23 protein-coding genes and 1 tRNA gene are annotated in these 20,612 nt (G+C 69.9%); 7 read left to right on the top strand and 17 right to left on the bottom strand.

What is annotated here, in order from left to right; genetic code table 11:
* Positions 1–36: 36 nt before the first annotated feature.
* Both serS and WMK75_RS00130 read right to left on the bottom strand, forming a co-directional pair.
* The gene (gene serS / locus WMK75_RS00125) at positions 37–1,329 is read right to left on the bottom strand and encodes a serine--tRNA ligase (RefSeq protein ID WP_347265620.1); all 1,293 of its coding nucleotides are present in this window, start codon (positions 1,327–1,329) and stop codon (positions 37–39) included.
* 61 nt (positions 1,330–1,390) lie between these two features.
* Positions 1,391–1,756, bottom strand: coding sequence for a SoxS protein (locus WMK75_RS00130; RefSeq protein ID WP_347265621.1), 366 nt, complete (start codon positions 1,754–1,756; stop codon positions 1,391–1,393).
* 145 nt (positions 1,757–1,901) lie between these two features.
* On the opposite strand from WMK75_RS00130, the gene meaB reads away from it, so the two are divergent.
* The 3 genes from meaB to rpmB all read left to right on the top strand — a co-directional run bounded on the left by meaB (position 1,902) and on the right by rpmB (position 3,879).
* On the top strand, positions 1,902–2,879 hold the full coding sequence (gene meaB, locus WMK75_RS00135) for a methylmalonyl Co-A mutase-associated GTPase MeaB (protein WP_347265622.1): 978 nt from the start codon (positions 1,902–1,904) through the stop codon (positions 2,877–2,879).
* On the top strand, positions 2,872–3,492 hold the full coding sequence (locus WMK75_RS00140; protein WP_347265623.1) for a methylated-DNA--[protein]-cysteine S-methyltransferase: 621 nt from the start codon (positions 2,872–2,874) through the stop codon (positions 3,490–3,492). The genes meaB and WMK75_RS00140 overlap by 8 nt, the downstream gene beginning before the upstream one ends.
* Before the next feature lie 111 nt (positions 3,493–3,603).
* Positions 3,604–3,879: a 50S ribosomal protein L28 gene (gene rpmB, locus WMK75_RS00145; protein WP_347265624.1), complete on the top strand. Its 276-nt coding sequence runs from the start codon at positions 3,604–3,606 to the stop codon at positions 3,877–3,879.
* Positions 3,880–3,976: 97 nt separating this feature from the next.
* Here rpmB and WMK75_RS00150 read toward each other — a convergent pair whose 3' ends face one another.
* The 3 genes from WMK75_RS00150 to WMK75_RS00160 are packed head-to-tail and all read right to left on the bottom strand — an operon-like array spanning position 3,977 to position 7,329.
* Positions 3,977–4,615, bottom strand: a complete 639-nt coding sequence (locus WMK75_RS00150; RefSeq protein WP_347265625.1) for an arylesterase — start codon at positions 4,613–4,615, stop codon at positions 3,977–3,979.
* Complete coding sequence (locus tag WMK75_RS00155; protein ID WP_347265626.1) at positions 4,612–7,035, bottom strand: heavy metal translocating P-type ATPase; 2,424 nt, start codon at positions 7,033–7,035, stop codon at positions 4,612–4,614. The genes WMK75_RS00150 and WMK75_RS00155 overlap by 4 nt, the downstream gene beginning before the upstream one ends.
* A gap of 36 nt (positions 7,036–7,071) precedes the next feature.
* Positions 7,072–7,329, bottom strand: a complete 258-nt coding sequence (locus WMK75_RS00160) for a hypothetical protein (protein WP_347265627.1) — start codon at positions 7,327–7,329, stop codon at positions 7,072–7,074.
* Positions 7,330–7,461: 132 nt separating this feature from the next.
* Between WMK75_RS00160 and WMK75_RS00165 the strand changes: the two genes are divergently transcribed.
* Positions 7,462–8,040, top strand: coding sequence for a L,D-transpeptidase (locus WMK75_RS00165; RefSeq protein ID WP_347265628.1), 579 nt, complete (start codon positions 7,462–7,464; stop codon positions 8,038–8,040).
* A 1-nt stretch (position 8,041) separates the two neighbouring features.
* Entirely contained in the window at positions 8,042–9,088 is a 1,047-nt protein-coding gene (gene mnmH, locus WMK75_RS00170; protein ID WP_347265629.1) for a tRNA 2-selenouridine(34) synthase MnmH, read from the top strand.
* On the opposite strand, the gene WMK75_RS00175 is transcribed toward mnmH, so the two are convergent.
* The 9 genes from WMK75_RS00175 to WMK75_RS00215 form a co-directional block, all read right to left on the bottom strand.
* The gene (locus WMK75_RS00175) at positions 9,085–9,882 is read right to left on the bottom strand and encodes a purine-nucleoside phosphorylase (RefSeq protein ID WP_347265630.1); all 798 of its coding nucleotides are present in this window, start codon (positions 9,880–9,882) and stop codon (positions 9,085–9,087) included. The genes mnmH and WMK75_RS00175 overlap by 4 nt on opposite strands.
* Positions 9,866–10,831 carry an ABC transporter permease gene (locus tag WMK75_RS00180; RefSeq protein ID WP_347265631.1) on the bottom strand — a complete coding sequence of 322 codons (966 nt, stop codon included), beginning with the start codon at positions 10,829–10,831 and terminating at the stop codon, positions 9,866–9,868. The genes WMK75_RS00175 and WMK75_RS00180 overlap by 17 nt, the downstream gene beginning before the upstream one ends.
* Positions 10,831–11,925, bottom strand: coding sequence for an ABC transporter permease (locus tag WMK75_RS00185; RefSeq protein ID WP_347265632.1), 1,095 nt, complete (start codon positions 11,923–11,925; stop codon positions 10,831–10,833). The genes WMK75_RS00180 and WMK75_RS00185 overlap by 1 nt, the downstream gene beginning before the upstream one ends.
* Before the next feature lie 61 nt (positions 11,926–11,986).
* Positions 11,987–13,567, bottom strand: a complete 1,581-nt coding sequence (locus tag WMK75_RS00190; protein ID WP_347265633.1) for an ABC transporter ATP-binding protein — start codon at positions 13,565–13,567, stop codon at positions 11,987–11,989.
* Positions 13,567–14,553 (bottom strand): BMP family ABC transporter substrate-binding protein, encoded by a 987-nt coding sequence (locus WMK75_RS00195; RefSeq protein WP_347265634.1) that lies wholly within the window; start codon positions 14,551–14,553, stop codon positions 13,567–13,569. Before WMK75_RS00195 ends, WMK75_RS00190 begins: the two co-directional genes overlap by 1 nt.
* A gap of 93 nt (positions 14,554–14,646) precedes the next feature.
* Complete coding sequence (locus WMK75_RS00200) at positions 14,647–15,048, bottom strand: GNAT family N-acetyltransferase (protein ID WP_347265635.1); 402 nt, start codon at positions 15,046–15,048, stop codon at positions 14,647–14,649.
* Positions 15,045–15,638: a tRNA (adenosine(37)-N6)-threonylcarbamoyltransferase complex dimerization subunit type 1 TsaB gene (tsaB, locus tag WMK75_RS00205; protein ID WP_347265636.1), complete on the bottom strand. Its 594-nt coding sequence runs from the start codon at positions 15,636–15,638 to the stop codon at positions 15,045–15,047. The genes WMK75_RS00200 and tsaB overlap by 4 nt, the downstream gene beginning before the upstream one ends.
* Complete coding sequence (locus WMK75_RS00210) at positions 15,631–16,191, bottom strand: NifU family protein (protein WP_347265637.1); 561 nt, start codon at positions 16,189–16,191, stop codon at positions 15,631–15,633. Before WMK75_RS00210 ends, tsaB begins: the two co-directional genes overlap by 8 nt.
* 82 nt (positions 16,192–16,273) lie before the next feature.
* Complete coding sequence (locus WMK75_RS00215; protein WP_347265638.1) at positions 16,274–16,729, bottom strand: universal stress protein; 456 nt, start codon at positions 16,727–16,729, stop codon at positions 16,274–16,276.
* Between the two features lie 149 nt (positions 16,730–16,878).
* On the opposite strand from WMK75_RS00215, the gene WMK75_RS00220 reads away from it, so the two are divergent.
* Together WMK75_RS00220 and WMK75_RS00225 are read left to right on the top strand one after the other, a co-directional pair.
* Entirely contained in the window at positions 16,879–17,628 is a 750-nt protein-coding gene (locus tag WMK75_RS00220) for a sugar transferase (protein WP_347265639.1), read from the top strand.
* A 12-nt stretch (positions 17,629–17,640) separates the two neighbouring features.
* On the top strand, positions 17,641–18,570 hold the full coding sequence (locus WMK75_RS00225) for an NAD-dependent epimerase/dehydratase family protein (protein WP_347265640.1): 930 nt from the start codon (positions 17,641–17,643) through the stop codon (positions 18,568–18,570).
* Positions 18,571–18,574: 4 nt separating this feature from the next.
* Here WMK75_RS00225 and truA read toward each other — a convergent pair whose 3' ends face one another.
* The 3 genes from truA to WMK75_RS00240 form a co-directional block, all read right to left on the bottom strand.
* A complete protein-coding gene (truA, locus tag WMK75_RS00230; RefSeq protein ID WP_347265641.1) occupies positions 18,575–19,360 on the bottom strand; it encodes a tRNA pseudouridine(38-40) synthase TruA in 786 nt (261 codons plus the stop codon).
* Positions 19,360–20,307: a 5-bromo-4-chloroindolyl phosphate hydrolysis family protein gene (locus WMK75_RS00235; protein ID WP_347265642.1), complete on the bottom strand. Its 948-nt coding sequence runs from the start codon at positions 20,305–20,307 to the stop codon at positions 19,360–19,362. The genes truA and WMK75_RS00235 overlap by 1 nt, the downstream gene beginning before the upstream one ends.
* Before the next feature lie 169 nt (positions 20,308–20,476).
* Positions 20,477–20,550: transfer RNA gene (locus tag WMK75_RS00240), tRNA-Gly, on the bottom strand.
* Between the last annotated feature and the right edge of the window lie 62 nt (positions 20,551–20,612).

The raw sequence follows: 20,612 nt of genomic DNA on the forward strand, positions 1-20,612 counted from the left end.
TGCATCCCGGGCGGCGCCGGCCCGGGATTTCGCCACTCAGGCCAGCACGCCGTCCGCGCCCAGCCGGGTCTTGCCGCCCAGATAGGGATGCAGCGCCGCGGGCAGTTCGACCGAACCATCCGCCTGCTGGCCGTTCTCCAGCACCGCGATCAGCGTCCTGCCCACCGCCAGACCCGAACCGTTCAGCGTATGCACGAACTCGGGTTTGCCGCCGGCCTGCGGGCGATAGCGCGCGTTCATCCGCCGCGCCTGGAAATCGCCGCAATAGCTGACGCTGGAGATCTCGCGGTATTTGCCCTGGCCGGGCAGCCAGACCTCCAGATCATGGGTGATGCGGGCGCCAAAGCCCATGTCGCCGCCGCACAGCACGATGGTGCGATAGGGCAGACCCAGGTGTTCCAGCACCGTCTCGGCGCAGCGGGTCATGCGGGCGTGTTCGGCCAGACCGTTCTCGGCATCGGTGATCGAGACCATCTCGACCTTCTCGAACTGGTGCTGGCGCAGCATGCCCGAGGTGTCGCGCCCGGCGCTGCCCGCCTCGGAACGAAAGCACTGGCTGTGGGCGACATAGCGGCGCGGCAGGTAGTCGTGCTCGATCAGGCAGCCATTGACGATATTGGTCAGTGTCACCTCGGCGGTGGGGATCAGCCACCAGCCCTCGCGGGTCTGATAGCTGTCCTCGCCGAATTTCGGCAATTGCCCGGTGCCCTCCATCATCTCGGAGAGCACCAGCACCGGAGTCCAGGTCTCGGTCAGCCCATGCTCGGTGGTGTGCAGGTCCAGCATGAATTGCGCCAGCGCCCGGTGGATGCGCGCGACCCCCCCCGAGAGCAGCACGAAACGCGCCCCCGAAAGCTTTGCGGCGGTCTCGAAATCCATGCCGGGCCTCACGCCCGCGATCTCGAAATGCTCGCGGGGGGTGAAATCAAATCTGCCCGGCTCGCCCCAGCGGCGGATCTCCAGGTTGTCATCCTCGTCCTCGCCGGCGGGGACGGCATCGACGGGCAGGTTCGGGATGGTCAGCAGCAGTTCGCGCAGCTTGGCATCCAGCGCCGCGGCCTCGCCCTGGAGGCGCGCGGTCTCGTCCTTCTTGGCGGCCACCAGGGCGCGCAGCCGCTCGAACTCGGTCTCGTCGCCGCGGCCCTTGGCGGCGCCGGCCTCCTTGCTGGCCTTGTTCTGCTCGGCCTGCGCGGTCTCGGCGGCGCTGATGCGGGCGCGGCGGTCGGCATCCAGCGACAGGATATCGGGCGAAACCGGGGCCAGGTTGCGCAGGGCCAGCCCGGCGTCGAAGGCGGCGGGGTTTTCGCGGATGGCGCGGATGTCGTGCATGATCGTCCCTCAGGCAAGGTTGTGGGGTTGCGATAGCGCAAAGCGGCGCCACGCGAAAGCCTCAGCCGGGCGCGCGCGCCAGGGCGATCATGTCGCGCAGCACGGCAAAGAACCGGTCGCGGCCGGGATAGCCCTCAAGGCGCGTGACCTCGATGCCGTCCTGCAGCAGGATGAAGCCCGGCGTCAGCCAGGGCCGGCGCGCCAGGGCCAGCCCGTCTGGAAAGGGCCCGTCGCGATCGACGGCCAGCAACGGTGCCGCGCGCCCCTCGGGGCTTTGCGCGTAAAGCGGGCCGATCTCGCGGTCCCATTGCGCGCAATAGGCGCAGCCGCGGCGGCGCACCATCAGCAGCCGCAGTCCCGGCGCCGCCCGCGCCGGCCCGGCCGCCAGCGCCGCAAGCCCCGCCAGCATGATCCGCCGTGTCAGCATCCCGCCCTCCCGCATTGCGCCGGACCCTAGCGCCGGCCAGGGCGACAGACAAGCGCCCGGCGTTTACTTGTCTTCCTTGTACAAATATCCACGGGGATGCGGGGGCAGTCGGCCCCCGCGTCGCAACGGGGACGCCGGAAACAAGATGGACGATTTGACCACCCCCCTGACGCAAGGCAACCGCCGCGCGCTGTCGCGCGCCATCACGCTGATCGAAAGCACGCGCCCCGACCACCGCGCCCGCGCCGTGGCGCTGCTGGCGGAACTGCCCGAGCGGCGCGCGCTGCGCATCGGCCTGTCGGGCACGCCGGGCGTCGGCAAGTCCACCTTCATCGAGACCTTCGGCAAGCTCCTGACCGGGCAGGGGCTGAAGGTGGCGGTGCTGGCGGTCGATCCCAGTTCGGCGCGTTCGGGCGGTTCGATCCTGGGCGACAAGACGCGGATGGAAACGCTCTCGCGCGATCCGAACGCCTTCATCCGCCCCTCGCCCTCGCGCGCGGAACTGGGCGGCGTGGCCCGGCGCACGCGCGAGACCGTGCGCCTGTGCGAGGCGGCGGGTTTCGACGTGGTGCTGATCGAGACGGTGGGCGTCGGGCAAAGCGAAACCCTGGTCGCGGACATGTCGGACCTCTTCGTGCTGCTGCTGGCCCCGGCCGGCGGGGATGAATTGCAGGGCGTCAAGCGCGGCATCATGGAAATGGCCGACATCATCCTGGTGAACAAGGCCGATGGCGAATTGCGCCCGGTGGCGCTGCGCACAGTGGCGGATTACTCGGGCGCGCTACGGCTGATGCGGCATCGCCCGCATGACCCGCGCGGCTATCCCAAGGCGCTGCCGGTCTCGGCCCAGACCGGTGAGGGGCTGGACAAGGCCTGGGCCGCGATGACGCATCTTTCCGACTGGCGCCGCGACCAGGGGCATTTCGACGCCATCCGGGCCGAGCAGGCGCGGCAGTGGTTCCTGTCGGAACTGCGCGCCGGGCTGCTGGCCCGGCTCGAGCGTCCCGCCACCCGCGCGCGCCTCGAGGCGGTCGGTGCCAGCGTGGCGCGCGGCGAGACCGATCCCGGCAGCGCCGCCGCCGACATGCTGGCCTGGCTGGACGCCGAGGGCGCGCATGTCTGACGGCGCCGCGGGCTTTGCCGAACTGTTTCGCGCCGCGCTGGGCCAGACGGCCATGGCCGGGGCGGCGCTGCAGGCGGGCTGGATCGACACGCCGCTGGGCGGCATGGTGGCGGTCACCGATGCCCATCGCCTGCATCTGCTGGAATTCGCCGATCGCGAGGTGCTGGCCGCCGGCCTGCGGCGCCTGCCGGGGCCGGTGGGTCTGGGCTGGACCGCGCTGACCGCCCGCCTCGAGGCGCAGCTCGATGCCTATTTCGCCGGGCGGCTGCGCGGCTTCGAGCTGCCGCTGGCCATGCGCGGCACGCCCTTTCAATGCCGGGTCTGGCAAGAACTGCTGGTGATCCCCTTTGGCCAGACCATCAGCTATGCGGAACTGGCGCATCGCATCGACCGTCCCCGCGCGGTCAGGGCGGTGGCGCAGGCCAATGGCGCGAACCGCATCAGCCTGGTGATTCCCTGCCACCGGGTGATCGGTGCGAATGGCACGCTGACCGGCTATGGCGGCGGGCTGTGGCGCAAGCGGCGGCTGATCGCGCTGGAATCCGGCCAGATAATGCTGTCGGACAGGCCGCCGGAGGGGCGCGGGGCGGCTGGCCCGGGCGAAAAGGCTTGACGCCGGGCGGCGGTGGCCGTATTTCCCCACAACGGATTTCCGGGCGCTGCCACGCGGCGCCCTTTCATATTGCGGGTCCGCCCGCACGGATCGAATCGAAGGAACAAGATCATGTCGCGCGTTTGCGAACTGACCGGCAAGGGCCCGATGAGCGGCAACAACGTCTCTCATGCCAACAACAAGACGCGTCGCCGGTTTCTGCCGAACCTGAACGATGTCTCGCTGCTGTCGGACAAGCTGGGCCGCAGCTACCAGCTGCGCATCTCGGCGGCGGCGCTGCGCTCGGTCGATCACCGCGGCGGGCTGGATGCCTTTCTGGCCAAGGCCAATGACGCCGAACTGTCGGACCGCGCGCTGAAGATCAAGCGCGACCTGGCGAAAGCCTGACCCACGCCATCCCGAACCGGGCCAGGTCGATTCGAGGCCCGGTCAGGGATGCGATGAACCCCGCCTAGGCGGGGTTTTTGGCGTTTCTGGCGCCGGCTCAGCGTCGCGATTCGGCTTCGGAGATCAGCGCCTCGACCTTGGGGCCAAGCGTCTCGACGATCAGCCCGACGCCCCGGGCCGAGGCATGCAGCCCGTCCGGCTGAAGCATGTCCGCGTAATTCCCGCCCGGGCGGTCATAAAGCGGCTGATACAGATTCGGCAGCAGCAGCGCGTCATGGGCTTTCGCCACCCGCGGCCAGATCGCCGCCCAGTCCGCGCGCCCCGGATCGGCGGCATCGGGCGTGGCGATGCCGACCAGCAGCAACGGTTTGTCGCCCTTGCCGGCCCGGGTCAGGATCGCATTCAGGTTCTTCTCGACCGAGGCCGGGGAAAAGCCCAGCAGCAGGTCATTGGCGCCCAGTTCGACGATCACCGCATCGGGCTTGTGACGGGCCAGCGAAAAGCCGATCCTGACCCGGCCGCCGGCGCTGGTATCGCCCGACAGCCCGCCGTTCAGCACCACCACATCATGGCCGCGCGCCTCCAGCCAGTCCTGCAACTGCGCCACCAGCCCGTCCTTGGGCGGCAGGCCGTAACCTTCGGTCAGGCTGTCGCCAAAGGCCAGGATGCGCAGCGGCGCGGCGCCGGCGGGCAGCGCCACCAGCGCCAGGATCAGGGCAAGGGCGTGCAGCCTCATCCGGCGCGCCGCAGCCGCAGGGCGTTGCTGACCACGAAGACCGAGGACAGCGCCATCGCCCCCGCCCCCAGCATCGGCGACAGCTGCGGCCCGCCGAACGGCACCAGCACCCCCATGGCCACCGGGATCAGCGCCACGTTGTAGCCGAAGGCCCAGAACAGGTTCTGGCGGATATTGCGCATCACCGCCCGCGACAGGCGGATGGCGCGCAAGACGCCGCCGGTGTCGCCGCCGATCAGCACCACCTCGGCCGATTCGATGGCGACATCGGTGCCGGTGCCGATGGCGATGCCGGTCTCCGCCGCGGCCAGCGCCGGGGCGTCGTTGATGCCGTCACCGACAAAGACCGTGCCGGCGCCCATCTCACGGATGGCGGCCAGCTTGCCCTCGGGCAGCACGCCGGCGGTGATGCGGTCGATGCCAAGGCGCGCGCCCACCGCCTGCGCCGTCGCCGGCACGTCGCCCGAGATCATCGCCGTCTGCAGATCCAGCGCGTGCAGCCCGGCGATGGTATCGGCGGCCTCGGGGCGGGGCGGATCGGCCAGCGCCATGGCGGCGACATGGCGGGCGTCCACCGCCAGATGCACCGGCGTCGCGCCGTCCTTCGCCCAAGCCTCGGCCGCGGCCAGCAGCGCTGGGGCCGGGGCAATGCCGGCCTCGCGCAGCGCCGCAGCATTGCCGATCAGCAGCGCATGCCCCTCGACCCGTGCCGTCAGCCCGCGCCCGGCGCTGGCACTGACGCCCTCGGCCGGCGGCAGGTCGAGGCCGCGCTCGTGCGCCGCCCTGACGATCGCGGCTGCGAGCGGGTGTTCGGACCGCGCCTCGGCCGCGGCGGCCAGGCGCAGCGCGTCGTTTTCGCCCATCCCTTCGCTGGCGATGGCGGTCAGCGCCGGCGCCCCTTGCGTCAGCGTGCCGGTCTTGTCAAAGGCGACGATGCGGGCGTCCGCCAGCCGCTGCAGCGCGTCGCCGCGGCGAAACAGCACGCCCAGTTCCGCGCCGCGCCCGGTGCCGACCATGATCGAGACCGGCACCGCCAGCCCCATGGCGCAGGGGCAGGCGATGATCAGCACCGCGATGGCCGCGACCAGCGCCGGGCCCAGCGCCCCGGTCAGGCCCAGCCACAGCGCGAAGGTCAGGATCGCCAGCCCGATCACCACCGGGACAAAGACCGCGGTGATGCGGTCGACCAGCGCCTGCACCGGCAGCTTGCCGGCCTGCGCCTCCTCGACCATGCGGATGATGCGCGCCAGCACCGTATCCGTGCCGGTGGCGGTGACGCGGTAAGCCAGCGCCGAGGCGCCGTTCACCGTGCCGCCGGTCACCTTGTCGCCTGGGAATTTCAGCACCGGCACCGGCTCTCCGGTCAGCATGGATTCGTCGATGGCGCCCGAACCTTCGGTCAGCACGCCGTCCACGGCGACACGCTCGCCCGGGGTCAGGTGCACGACGTCGCCGGGGCGCAGCTCGGCCACGGCGATCTCGCGGATCTGGCCGCCGCGTTCGACGCGGGCATTGGCGGGGGCCAGTTCCACCAGCCGGCGGATGGCGTCGCCGGCATGGCCCTTGGCTCGGGCCTCAAGCCAGCGGCCCAGCAGGATCAGGGTGACGATGACGGCGGCGGCCTCGAAATAGACATGCACCGCGCCCGCGGGCAGCAGCCCGGGGGCAAAGGTCGCGACCGTGGAATAGGCCCAGGCCGCCGAGGCGCCCAGTGCCACCAGGCTGTTCATCTCGGGCGCGCGGCGCATAAGCGCCGGAAAGCCGATGGTCAGGAACATGCGCCCCGGCCCGGCCAGCACCGCGGTGGTCAGCAGGAATTGCATGATCCACAGCGGGCGCTGGCCGATGGCCGTCGCCAGCCAGTGATGCAGCGGCGGGTAAAGATGCCCGCCCATCTCGGCCAGAAAGATCGGCAGCGTCAGCGCCAGCGCGATGAGGAAATTGCGTTTCAGCCCGCGCGCGTCGCCGCCGTGGTCGTGCAGATGCGGGGCCGCGTCGCGGTGGACGTGCGCGGGGTAGCCCGCCGCCGTGACGGTATCGGCCAGCGCCTGCGGGCTGACGGCGGCGCTATGCTGCACCCTGGCGCTGCCGGTGGCAAGGTTCACCTGCGCCGAGGCCACGCCGGGCAGGGCGGCCAGCGCCTTTTCCACCCGGCCGGTGCAGGAGGCGCAACTCATGCCCTCGACGGTCAGCCGCGTTTCCTGCACGGCGGCAGGGTAGCCGGCCCGTTCCAGCGCCGCCACCGCGCGCGGCAGCGCATCCGCGTCCAGCGCCCGGAAATGCGCCCGCCCGGTGGCGAGGTTCACCTGCGGCTGCGCCACGCCCGGCACTGCGGCCAGCGCCTTTTCCACGCGCCCCACGCAAGAGGCGCAGCTCATGCCGGTGACGGTCAGCTCGGCGTCGTGATGATCATGTGTCATGGGATTGTCCTGTCAGAATGGCGGGAAAGACGCAATTCAGACAGGAAGCGGCGGGGCCTGCGGACGGCGGGGCAGGGCGGCGGGCGGCGGAAACAGCGGCTGAAGGTCCAGCGCCGCCGGGCGCCAGCGCAGCGGATGGCCGTCGCCGGCCAGCACCGGACGCGACAGCCGGCGCCGCGCCGTCATGTGACAGCGGCAGCCACGCCCGCCGCGGCCCCGGCACAGATGCGGCGCCCGCGTCGCCGCGCGCCGCGGCGGCGTATCGTGGCATGCAAGGCGGGTCGTGCAGGTCATGGCCGCATCCTTTCGCGATGCAACTTGGGCACGGCGCCGCCGCTTTTCAACCGCGTCACGGTGCTTTGAGTTGATCCGGCCCGCGCAAGCCGCTAGGCGCAAAGGTCAGGACCCTACGATTCAGGACGCAAGATGCACCGCAGACAGATGCTGATGGCCGCGCTGCCGCTGATGGCGGCGCCCTCGCTGCTTTTCGCCCAGGACAAGACACTGCCGCCCGCACCCAAGGTCGAGACCAGGCGCGACCCCTATGCCCCGACCGAGGTCGAGATCCGCCCGGATTTCGAGGTGGGCAGCATCGTCGTCGTGTCCAAGGATTTCTTCCTCTATCACGTCGTGGCGCCGGGCAAGGCGATCCGCTACGGCGTCGCCGTCGGCAAGGACGAGCTGGTCTGGAAGGGCCGCGCCACCGTCGGGCGCAAGACCGAATGGCCCAGCTGGACGCCCACCCCGGCGATGATCAAGCGCAAGCCGCAGCAATATGGCAAATGGGCCGACGGCATGCCGGGCGGCCCGACCAACCCCCTGGGGGCGCGGGCGCTGTATCTTTACGACGCCAAGGGCAATGACACCGCCATCCGCATCCATGGTACGACCGAGCCGAACTCGATCGGCCGCGCCGTTTCGAATGGCTGCATCCGCATGCGCAACGAGGCGGTGATGGACCTTTACGAACAGGTGCCGCCGGGCACGCCGGTCTACGTCTATTGAATTGGACATCCGGCTGAAATCCCTGTCGGATCCGGCGTTGGCCGGGTTCGACGCCATCATCGACACGCGCTCGCCGGCGGAATATGCCGAGGATCACCTGCCGGGCGCGATCAACCTGCCGGTGCTGTCGGATGCGGAACGCGCCCGCGTCGGCACCGTCTACAAGCAGGTTTCCCCCTTTGACGCCCGCAAGCTGGGCGCGGCCCTGGTCGCGGCCAATGCCGCGCGCCATATCGCCGGGCCGCTGTCCGGCCATGGCGGCGGCTGGCGGCCCCTGGTCTATTGCTGGCGTGGCGGCCAGCGCTCGGGCGCCTTTGCCGGCATCCTGGCGCAGATCGGCTGGCGCGTCGGCCGCATCGAGGGCGGCTACAAGGCCTGGCGCGCCATGGTGGTCGAGCGCGTGCAGCAGACCCCGGTCGCGCCGCCGGTCATCGTGCTGGAGGGCAATACCGGCACCGCCAAGACCGAGATCCTGCAGCGGCTGGCGGCGCGCGGCCATCAGGTCATCGACCTCGAGGGGCTCGCCAATCACCGCGGCAGCCTGTTCGGCGCCATGCCCGGCGGCCAGCCGTCCCAAAAGGCATTCGAGGGGCGGCTGGCGCTGGCGCTCGAGGCGCTGGACCCGACGCGGCCCCTGCTGCTGGAATCGGAAAGCTCGCGCATTGGCGATCTGAACCTGCCGCGCGCGGTCTGGCAGGCGATCACCGGCGCGCGCCGCCTGCATCTGGCGGTGCCCCTGGCCGAGCGCGCTACCTATACCGCGCGCGCCTATGACGACGCCTGCGCCGACCCCGGGCGCGTGGCGGAACTCTTGCACCTGCTGCGCCCCCTGCACCCGGCCGAGCGCATCGCGGACTGGCTGGCACTGGCCGGACGCCGCGACTGGGCGTCGCTGGCCGAGGGGCTGATGCGCGACCATTACGACCCGCGCTATGGCAAGCACCGGGCGCGCTACGAGGACAATCGCGACGCCACGCTTGCCCTGCCCGGCCTGAGCGATCTGGACGCCGCCGCATCGGTGGTCGAGGCGGCGCTGGCCCGGCTCTAGCCGCGCAGGAACCGGCGCAGCACCCGCTCCAGCTTGGCGGCGCCCAGCGGCGCCATCGCCTTGGTATGCTCGTGGCTGATCGCCTCGTCCGACAGCCCCGCCCCCATATTGGTGATGACCGAGACCGCGGCGCAGTCCAGCCCCAGAAAGCGCGCGAGGATCACCTCGGGCACGGTGGACATGCCGACGGCATCGGCGCCCAGCACCCGTGCCGCGCGGATCTCGGCCGGGGTCTCGAAACTGGGCCCCGAGAACCAGCAATAGACCCCTTCGGGCAGGGCGATGTGCTCGGCCGTGGCCGCCGCCCGCAGCCCGGCGCGCATCCCGGGGTCATGCGCCGCGGTCATCGGCACGAAACGCGCCTCGGAGGTCTCGCCGATCAGCGGGTTGGTGCCGGCGAAGGCAATGTGGTCCGACAGCAGCATCAGCGAGCCGGGCGGCATCTCGGGGCGCAGGCTGCCGGCGGCATTGGTCAGGATCAGCCGGGCGCAGCCCAGATCGCGCAGCAGTTCCAGCGCCGGGCGCATGACATCGGCGCGCCCCGATTCATAGTAATGCGCCCGACCGCCCAGCACGGCGACGCGCCGCCCCTCAAGCTGGCCGATCACCAGCTGCGGCACATGGCCCGAGACGCCGGCCGGGGGAAAGCCCGGCAGGTCGGCATAGGGGATCGCCACCCCTTCGACCGCCGCCGCCAGATGCCCAAGGCCGGAACCCAGGACCAGCGCATATTCCGGCGCCTCGCTGCCGGCCAGGTTGCGGACCAGCTGGGCAAGCTCAGCGCTCTTTGACATAGGGCTCTCCTCCGGCGCGGGGCGGGACGGCGCGGCCGACAAAGCCGGCCAGGATGATCACCGTCAGGACATAGGGCAGCGCGTTCATGAACATCGAGGGCACGGTGACGATGCCCAGATCAAGGTTCGGAAAGCGGTTCGCGACCGCCTCCAGCAGGCCGAACAGAAAGGTGGCCCCCAGCGCCGCCCAGGGCCGCCATTTGGCGAATATCAGCGCCGCCAGGGCGATGAAGCCGCGTCCGGCGGTCATCTCGCGGACAAAGCCGGCGGCGATGCCGGTGGCCAGATAGGCACCGGCGATGCCGCACAGCACGCCGCAGATCAGCACCGCCTGATAGCGCAGCCGGGTGACCGAGACGCCGGCGGTATCGACCGAGGCGGGGTTTTCCCCCACCGCGCGCAGCCGCAGCCCGAAACGGGTGCGATACAACACCCACCAGGTCAGCGGCACCATGGCGAAGGCCAGATAGACCAGCACCGAATGCCCCGAGACCAGATCGGCATAGATGCGCCCGATCCCCGGCACGGCGCGCAGGCTCTCGGCAAGGGGCAGGGTGATCTCGGGAAAGCGCGCCTCCCCCTGCAGCGAGGGCGTGCGCCCGCCCAGCCCGAAGATCTTCTGCCCCAGAAGCACCGTCAGCCCCGAGGCGAGGAAATTGATCGCCACCCCGGAAATCAGCTGGTTGCCGCGAAAGCTGATCGAGGCCAGCCCGTGCAGCAGGCTCAGCGCCAGCGCGCCGGCGATGCCCGCCGCCAGCCCCAGCCACGCGCTGCCCGTGGCATAGGCGACCGAGGCCGAGGTGAAGGCCGCCATCAGCATCTTGCCCTCAAGCCCGATGTCGAAGACCCCGGCGCGTTCGGAGTAAAGCCCGGCCAGGCAGGCCAGCAGCAAGGGCGTCATCAGCCGCACGGCGGAATCAAGGATCTGCAGGACGGTGGCAAGATCCATCACGCCCCCCTGCGGCCAAGCGCCGCGAACAGCCGCTCCAGCGGCATGCGCACCAGGTTGTCCAGGGCGCCGGTGAACAGGATCACCAGCGCCTGGATGACCACGATCAGCTCGCGCGGAATGCTGGTCCACAGCGCCAGCTCCCCCCCGCCCTGATACAGAAACCCGAACAGCAGCGCCGCCAGGAACACCCCCAGCGGGTGGTTGCGCCCCATCAGCGCCACGGCGATGCCGATGAATCCCGCGCCCTCGACGGCGTTCAGTACCAGCCGCTGTGCCTCGCCCATGACATTGTTCACCGCCATCAGCCCGGCCAGCCCGCCCGAGATCAGCATGGCGATGACGGTGATCCTGACCGGCGATATGCCGGCATAAAGCGCCGCGGGTTCAGACTTGCCCAGCGCGCGGATCTCATAGCCCAGCCGCGTGCGCCAGATCAGCAGCCAGACCGCCAGGCAGGCGGCGACGGCGATCAGGAAGCTGATATTGGCCGGCGTGTTCTTGCCCCAGGTCAGACCCAGCCCCGCGGCCATGCCCGAAAGCGTCGGCAGATGCGTCGCGGGCGGAAAGCTGGCCGAGGCCGGGTCCATGCTGCCCACCGGCCGCAGCAGGTTTACCAGCACATAATTCAGCACCGCCGCGGCGATGAAGTTGAACATGATGGTGGTGATGACGATATGGCTGCCGCGTTTCGCCTGCAGCCAGGCCGGGATCAGCGCCCAGAGCGCACCGAACAGCGCCGCCCCGATCGCCGCCGTCGGCAGTGCCAGCGCCCAATGCGGCCAGGGCAGGGCCAGCACCACCAGCGCCACCCCCAGACCTCCCATGGCGGCCTGACCTTCGCCGCCGATATTGAACAGCCCGGCGTGATAGGCGACCATCACCGCAAGGCCGGTGAAGATGAAATTCGTGCTGTAGTAAAGCGTGAATCCCCAGCCATAGCTCGATCCCAGCGCGCCGGTGACCATGACATTCAGCGCCTCGGCCGGGCTTTCGCCGATCGCCAGAATGACCAGCGCCGAGATCGCAAAGGCCAAGACCAGCGACAGAAGCGGCGTCAGGATCACATCCGCCCATTTCGGCATCCGCCCCATCAGCCGCTCTCCCCCGGCATTCTCTGTTCCCCAAATACTCCCGCCGGAGGCATGCGACATCTCATGTTGCGACCCCGCCCGCATCTTCGGGCTCGATCCCGGCCATCAGGCAGCCCAGATCGGCGGTGCTGGCCTGTTCGGGCCGCCGCTCGCCCATGATGCGGCCGTCGAACATCACCGCGATGCGGTCCGAAAGCGCCATGATCTCGTCCAGCTCGACCGAGACCAGCAGCACCGCCTTGCCGGCGTCGCGCAGGGCGACGATGCGCTTGTGGATGAACTCGATGGCGCCGATGTCGACGCCGCGCGTCGGCTGGCCGATCAGCAGCAGGTCCGGATTGCGCTCGACCTCGCGGGCGACGACGATCTTCTGCTGGTTGCCGCCGGAAAAATTCCGCGCCGCCAGATCTGGGTCGGGCGGGCGGATGTCAAAGCGTTCGATCTTGGCTGCGGCGTCAGTGCGGATCGCGCCCTGGTCCATCAGCGGCCCGTGCCGGAACTCGGGCGCGTCGTGATAGCCGAAGGCCACGTTTTCCCACAGGGTGAAATCCATGATCAGCCCTTCGGCCTGGCGGTCCTCGGGGACATGGCCGATGCCGGCGCGGCGGCGCGCATGGCCTTCGCTGCCCGCGCCTTGCAGGGGCAGGGCCCGGCCGTTCAGCCGGATCTCGCCGGAAATGCGGCTGCCGGGGTCCGGGAATCCGCCAAGGATCTCCAGCAGCTGCGTCTGGCCGTTGCCGGCGACGCCGGCGATGCCCAGGATCTCGCCGGCGCGAATGGAAAGGTCGATGCCGCGCAGCCGCTCCACCCGGTCGCGGTCGACCAGGCGCAGCCCGCGGATTTCCAGCACCGGCGCGCCGGGGCTGGCCGGGTCCTTTTCCACGCGCAACAGCACCTTGCGCCCGACCATCAGCTCGGCCAGCGCCGCCGGGCTGGTGTCGCTGGTCCTGACCGAGGCCACCATCTCGCCCCGGCGCATGACCGAGACATTGTCGGTGATCTCCATGATCTCGCGCAGCTTGTGGGTGATCAGGATGATGGTCTTGCCCTGATCGCGCAGGCCCCGCAGGATGCGGAACAGATGGTCGGCCTCGGCGGGGGTCAGCACGCCGGTGGGTTCGTCGAGGATCAGTATCCGGGCCTCGCGATACAGCGCCTTGAGGATTTCCACCCGCTGCTGATGGCCCACCGACAGGTCCTCGATCAGGGCATCGGGATCGACCTGCAATTCGTATTCCTCGGCCAGGCGCCGCAATTCGTCACGCGCCCGCGCCAGCGAGGGGCGCAGCAGGCCGCCGTCCTCGGCGCCAAGGATGACATTCTCCAGCGCGGTGAAATTCCGCACCAGCTTGAAATGCTGGAACACCATGCCGATGCCGGCGCGGATCGCGGTCTGGCTGTCGCCGATGGCGATGGGCCGGCCGTCGATCAGGATCTCGCCCGCGTCGGGGCGATAGAATCCGTAAAGGATCGACATCAGGGTGGATTTCCCGGCGCCATTCTCGCCGATGATGCCGTGGATGGTGCCGCGCGGCACCCTCAGGTCGATGCCGCGATTGGCCGCGACCGGCCCGAACGCCTTGGAGATCCCGCGCAATTCGATCGCGGGGGGCGGGCCGTCCGGGCCGGCGGGCACCGTCATCACTGCACCGGGCAGGTATTGTCGGTCATGTAGTCATGCACCTTGATCGTGCCCTCGGTGATGCCCTTGCTGGCGGCAGCGACCGCCTCGGCCATCTCGGGGGTGACCAGCGGCTTGTTGTTGTCGTCCATGGCCACCGACACCCCGCCCGAGGCGAGGTCCATCACCTTGATCCCCGGCGCCACCTCGGTCCCGGCCTTGAAGGCCTCGAAGACGGAATTGTCCACGCCCTTGACCATCGAGGTCAGCACCTTGCCCGGGTGCAGGTGGTTCTGGTTGCTGTCCACGCCCACCGACAGGATGCCGGCATCCGCCGCCGCCTGCAGCACGCCGATGCCGGTGCCGCCAGCCGCGGCATAGATCACGTCCGCCCCCTGCGAGACCTGCGCCTTGACCAGTTCGCCCCCTTTCACCGGGTCGTTCCAGGCCGCGGGCGTGGTGCCGGTATAGTTGATGATCAGCTTGCCTTCGGGGTTGGTGGCCTTGAAACCCTGGGCATAGCCGCATTCGAACTTGTGGATCAGCGGGATGTCCATGCCGCCGACAAAGCCCACGGTGCCCGATTTCGACGCCCTGGCCGCCATCACCCCGGCCAGATAGGAGCCCTGCTCTTCGGCGAAGACCACGGATTGCACATTGGGCTGATCCACGGTGGTGTCGATGATGACGAATTTCGTCTCGGGATAGTCGGGGGCGATCTTGTTCAGCACTTCGCCATAGGCAAAGCCGGTCATCACGATGGGATTGGCCCCCGATTGCGCCAGCCGCCGCAGCGCCTGTTCGCGCATGGCCTCGGACTGGATCTCGAGTTCCTTGTAGCTGCCGCCGGTCTCGGCCTTCCAGCGCTCGGCGCCGACGTAGGCCGCCTCGTTGAAGGACTTGTCGAACTTGCCCCCCAGATCGAAGATCAGCGCCGGATCGGCCGCCACCACCACGGGCAGCAGGGTCAGGCAGGCGCCGGACAGCAGCGATTTCATCAGCGACATCACGAACCTCAAAGCGGTTTGCGGGCGAGTCAGCCCAGGATGTGCGGATTAGGGCGCATGGCCCAAATTCCGTCAACAACCTTGTCGCGGGTGTCAGAGGCCGCGGCGCATGACCAGCGCATCGATGCCCGGCGCATAATAGCCGCGCCGCAGCCCGGCCCGGGTCCAGCCGGCGCCGTCGTAAAGCGCGATCGCCGCGGCATTGTCCGCGGCGACCTCGAGAAAACCCGCACACGCCCCGCGCAGGCGCGCCGCGGCGGCAAATTCGGCCAGCAGCGCCGCGGCGATACCCTGGCGCCGCGCCGCGGGGGCGACGACCAGGGTCAGCAGCTCGGCCTCGTCGGCGACGCTGCGGCCCAGCAGAAAGCCCTGCGGGCGCAGCAGCAGAAAGTTCCGCGGCCCGGCCAGCAGATCCGCGAATTCGGCCGCCGTCCATGGACGGGGATGGGCGGGAAAGCAGCAGGCGTGCAGCGCCGCCAGTTCGGCCGGGGTCACGACAGCATGACCGGGCCGCGGTCGCGCGCCGGGGCGGCGTCGGCGGGGCGCAGATAGATCGGTGCCGGGCGCGGCTGGCCGGGCTGCGTGCGGCGCAGCAGCGCGATGCGGGCGATGGCCTCGGCCAGCGGCATGGCCGGTGGCAGGGGGCGCGGGCCGGGCGGCAGGTCCAGCGCCGGCGCCTGCTGTGGCAGGCTCTGCGGGTCGGGGGCGAAATCCTGCCAGATCACCTCGCCCATGCGCAGCGGCACCGCAACCCGGCAGGGGCGCGGCAGGCCGTGCGCCGCGGCCTCGGTCAGGCTGACGCCGATGGCGGGGATCGACAGCGACAGCGCCAGGCCGCGTGCCGCCGCCACCGCGATGCGGATGCCGGTGAAATTCCCCGGCCCGGTGCCGCAGCCGATCACCGCCAGATCGCGCCAGCCTTGGCCGGCCTCGTCGAGAAGTTCGATCAGCAGCGGCATCAGCCGCTCGGCCTGGCCCCTGGCCATTTCCTCGTGGCGCTGGACCAGGACGCGGTCGCCCTGTAGCAAAGCGGCCGCGCAATGCGCGGCCGATGTGTCGAAACCCAGCGAAAGTGGCTCAGCCAATGGGGCGGACCTCGGTCACCTCGGGGATATAGTGGCGCAGCAGGTTCTCGATGCCCATCTTCAGCGTCAGCGTCGAAGAGGGGCAGCCGGCGCAGGCGCCCTGCATGTGCAGATAGACCACGCCGCGGTCAAAGCCGTGAAAGGTGATGTCGCCACCGTCCTGCGCCACGGCCGGGCGTACGCGGGTGTCAAGCAGTTCCTTGATCTGGTTGACGATATCGGCGTCCGGCCCGTCATGGTCGCGATGCGCGCTGGCAGCCGGCGCACCTTCGATCGCCGGGGCGCCGGACTGGAAATGCTCCATGATCGCGCCCAGGACCGAGGGTTTCAGATGGTCCCAGACCGCGGCATCGGTCTTGGTCACGGTGACGAAATCGGCGCCGAGAAATACGCCGGCGACGCCCGGGACGGCAAAGATGCGCCGGGCCAGCGGGCTGGCGCTAGCGGCCTCGGCCTCGGGGAAATCGGCGGTGCCGCCGGCGCCCAGCACGGTCTCGCCCGGCAGGAATTTCAGCGTGGCGGGGTTCGGGGTGGTCTCGGTCTGGATGAACATGGGCGGTGCTCCTTTGTCCGGCGATATGGGGATCGCCATGGGCGCAAGTCAAGCCGCGGCCCGGGAAATGCGACAAAAGCGCTCAGGTCACCTGTTCCAGACGCTCGCGCGAGATATTGCCGGGCACGATGGTGATCGGGCAGGGCAGCGAGGCCATCTCGCGCATCAGCCGCGTCACCAGCGGCCCTGGCCCGGTGCTTTCGGTCGCCGCCGCCAGCACCACCACGCCGATCTGCGGGTCGGCGCTGATCTGCGCCAGCAGTTCGTTGCCCGGTTCGCCCTCGCGCACGACCAGTTCGGGTTCGACTCCGGGGCGGGCGCGCATCCATTTGGCAAAGACCTCGAAATGCGCCTCGATGCGCTCATAGGCCTCGGCGCGCATCAGATCGGCGACGCCGATGCCGTGATGGATGGCCTTGGCGTCGATCACCGCCAGCACCTGCACCCCGCCGCCGGTATTGGCGGCGCGCAGCGCGGCATAGCGGATGGCGTTCAGACATTCGCGCGAATCGTCCAGAACCACCAGGAATTTCCGCATCGGTCCCGTCCCGACTGTTTCGGATGGGCAAAGACTGGCCGAAAGGACACGGTTGCGCAAGTCTTGCGCCGTTTGCGGCCTGCGGACGTTCCAAAACCCTTGACGCCGTGCTAGCCAGAGACATTGAGCAGGTGCACGGGATCCGGGTTGTGACGATTCACCAAGACTGGGAAAAGACCGCTGTGGCCCGTGTCGCCACGCTGACCGGACATGAGATGTCCTGGTTCCGGCGCGAGCAGCACGCCCGCGATGTCAGGCCCATGCCGATCGCCAAGCGCCTGTTCGACTTCACCTTCGCACTGCTGCTGCTGATCCCGCTTTCGGTGGTCATGGCGATCATGGCGCTGGTGCTGCTTTGCGTGCAGGGCCGGCCCATCTTTTACGCCGCGCCGCGGATGTGCGCGCCGGGCCGCAGTTTCATGCATCTCAAGTTCCGCACCATGCTGCAGCAAGACGGCGATTTCGGCGTGACCGGGGCGCACAAGAACTGGCGCATCACGCCCCTGGGCCATTTCATGCGCCGCAGCCGCATCGACGAATTGCCGCAGCTTTTCAATATCCTGAAGGGCGACATGAGCTTTGTCGGGCCGCGCCCGACCATCCGCGAATATGTCGAGCGCTATCCCGAGGTTTACGGCCAGGTGCTGAAGAACCGGCCCGGGGTCACCGGGCTTGCGACGCTGATCTATCACCGGCACGAGGACCGCATCCTGCGCGGCTGCACCAGCGCCGAGACGACCGAGGCCGCCTATGCCCGCCGTTGTCTGCCGACCAAGCTGAAGATCGACCTGATCTATCAGCGCAACCGCACCATGGCGCTGGACCTGTGGATCATCTGGCGCACCGTGCTGATCGTCATGCACAAGGACGAAAGACCCCGCCGCCGCGGCCGCAAATAGGGACAAGGGCGCTTGCCGCGACAGGTTCTGGTGACGGGCGGGGCCGGCTTCATCGGCAGCCATCTGGTCGAGCGGCTGCTGGCCGCCGGCGATGACGTCCTGGTGCTTGACGACCTGTCGACCGGCCGGTGCGACAATCTGCCCCGGGGGGTGCGCCTGGTGCGCGGCGATGTGCGGGACGCGGATCTGCTGGACCGGCTGCTTGCCGATGCCGGGACGGTGTTCCATCTTGCGGCGATGGTTTCGGTGCAGGCCTGCATCGCACATTGGCAGGCTGGGCACGGCGTGAACCTGGGCGGCACCCTCGCGGTGCTTCAGGCGGCGCGGCGCGCCGGCAACCTGCCGGTGATCTATGCCTCGTCGGCGGCGGTCTATGGCGACCAGGGCAGCGACCAATGCCATGAGACCAGCCTGCCGCTGCCGCTTTCGCCCTATGCCGCCGACAAGCTGGCCGGAGAGCATCAGGCGCGGGCCATGGCAGCGGTGCATGGGCTGCCTTCGGTCGGGCTGCGCTTTTTCAATGTCTATGGGCCGCGCCAGGATGCGGCCTCGCCCTATGCCGGGGTGATCTCGCGCTTTTGCGCCAACCGGCGGGCCGACCGGCCGCATCTGGTCTTTGGCGACGGCGGCCAGAGCCGAGACTTCATCCATGTGCGCGACATCGTCGAGGGCCTGCTGGCCGCGCGCCGCTTTCTGGGCAGGGCACCGGGGGCCGAGGTCTTCAACCTGTGCACCGGCACCGGCACCACGCTGCTGGATCTGGTGGCGGCGATCGACGCGGTGGCCGGGCGCGGACCCTCGCGCATCGAACATGCGCCGGCGCGGCAGGGCGACATCCGCAGCTCTTGCGGCAGCCCGGCGGCGGCGCGGGCGCGGCTGGGCTTCAAGGCCGGGGTGGACATGGCGGAGGGTCTGCGCGACCTGTGGCAGGCACCGGGTTGAGCCGTCAGCCGCCCGCGGCGAACGGGTCCTGCGCATAGCCGGCGCCGGTCAGATACAGCCCCTGCGGCGGGCAGACCGGGCCGCAGGCGGCGCGGTCGCGCGCGGCCAGCGCCTCGGCCACGCGGTCGGGCGGCCAGGCACCGGCGCCGACGCGCTCCAGCGTGCCGACGATCGAGCGCACCTGATTGTGCAGGAAGGACCGTGCCCGCAGGGTAAAGCGGTATTCGCGGCCCTGCGGCGCCTCGTGTTCTGTGATGCCGATGTCATCGAGGGTCTTCACCGGGCTGGCCGACTGGCACATGCTTGAGCGGAAGGTGGTGAAATCGTGTTGCCCCAGCAGATGCGCCGCGCCTGCGCGCATCGCCGCAAGGTCAAGCGGGTTCAGCACCTGCCAGACGCGGCCCCGATCATGCGTGACCGGGGCGCGGCGCGCCAGTAGCCGGAACAGGTAGCGCCGCTCGACGGCCGAGAAGCGGGCGTGGAAATCCCCGGCCACCCTTGCTGCGGCGAGGATGGCCACCGGCGCGGGTTTCAGGTGCCAGTTCAGCGCCTCGGACAGGCGGAACGGCTCCCAGTCGCGGGCCAGATCGGCATGGGCCACCTGGCCGGTCGCATGCACGCCGGCATCGGTGCGGCCGGCGGCAGCGATGCGGGCGCCGGCGGCAAAGCCGGGATCAAGCCGCGCCAGGGCCGCCTCGATGGCGCCCTGCACGCTGGGCCGCTCGGCCTGGGCCTGCCAGCCGGAAAACGGGCCGCCGTCATATTCGATGAGCAGGGCAAAGCGTGGCATCAGCGCGGCTGCTTTTCACCCGGGCGTGGCATCAGCAAGTCGTCCATGGTCATCGGCCGCGGCGCGGCTTCGGCGGCGGGCGCCAGCCCCTCGCGCGCCAGACGTTCGCGCAATACGCCGATCTCGATGTCGAGGTCGCTGCGCCCGCCCTCGCGCAGCCGGGCGATGCGGGCGGCGAATTCGCGTTCAAGATCGTCCAGCAGCGATTCATAGTCCTGCCGCGCGCGCGCGTCGCGGCCGCGGGCGTAAAGCTCGGAGAACTTGACCGTCGCCGCGCTTGCGCCCTGCAGATAGACGCCCAGATAGCGGCGCAGGGCCGCGATGCTGTCGGGATCGTCCTCGATATGGGCGAAAAGCTCGCGCGCGGTGGCGGCGAAGACGGCGACGCGCGCCTCGAGCCGGCGGTCGCCGGTATGCAGGATCGCTTGCTGCATCGCGGCAAGATGCGCCTCGCCCTCGCCGACGACGCGCCGGGCGCGGTCCTGCTGCACGCCGTCGAGGCCCGCCATGCCCTTGTCGCGCAGGGGATCGCTGCCGAAGGCCAGCCAGTGCAGCACCGCCCCCGCGACGCCGATCACCGCGGCGCCGGCCAAGGCCCCCGGCACATGGGCGCCAAGCGCCAGCCCCAGCCCGGTCAGCAGGGCGCCGAACAGCTTGCGCGGCACGGCCGGGCGGCGCGCGACGCGGCGGGCATCATAGGCCGCCTCGGCCTGCAGCCCCTCGCGCGTCAGCCACATGCCCGAGGCGATGGCGGCAAAGCCCGCAAACTGCGTCACCAGGCCCGCGGGATCCTGCCAGAAGGCGCTGAGCAGCAGCGGCGCCGCCATCAGCGTGATCCAGCGCGTGCGCGACTGCAGCGGATGCCGGACCTGGTCCGGCGCCAGGCCGCGGTCGCGCCCCTCCTCGCGAGGTTGCGGCGAGAAGCGGCCGCCGAAACGCCTTGCCATGCCTGCCCCCTCAGCCCGCGCCCAGGATCGCGGCGTAAAGCGTCAAGCCCATCAGCAGGAAGAAGGACAGGCGCTGCATGGCTTTGCGGGACATGGGATACCTTTCGAACCGGACCGGCCCGATATAGGACGCGCGGCGCGAGAGCGAAAGGGCGAGGCCAGGCGAAACTGGAGCGGGTGATGGGAATCGAACCCACGTATTCAGCTTGGAAGGCTGCTGCTCTACCATTGAGCTACACCCGCGTCGCGCCCTCTATAGGGGCTGGTCGAGGGGCGCGCAAGCGGCGGCGCGCTTGACGGGTGCG

This window comes from Paracoccus sp. (in: a-proteobacteria) (genome assembly GCF_039808215.1).
Lineage (GTDB): Bacteria > Pseudomonadota > Alphaproteobacteria > Rhodobacterales > Rhodobacteraceae > Paracoccus.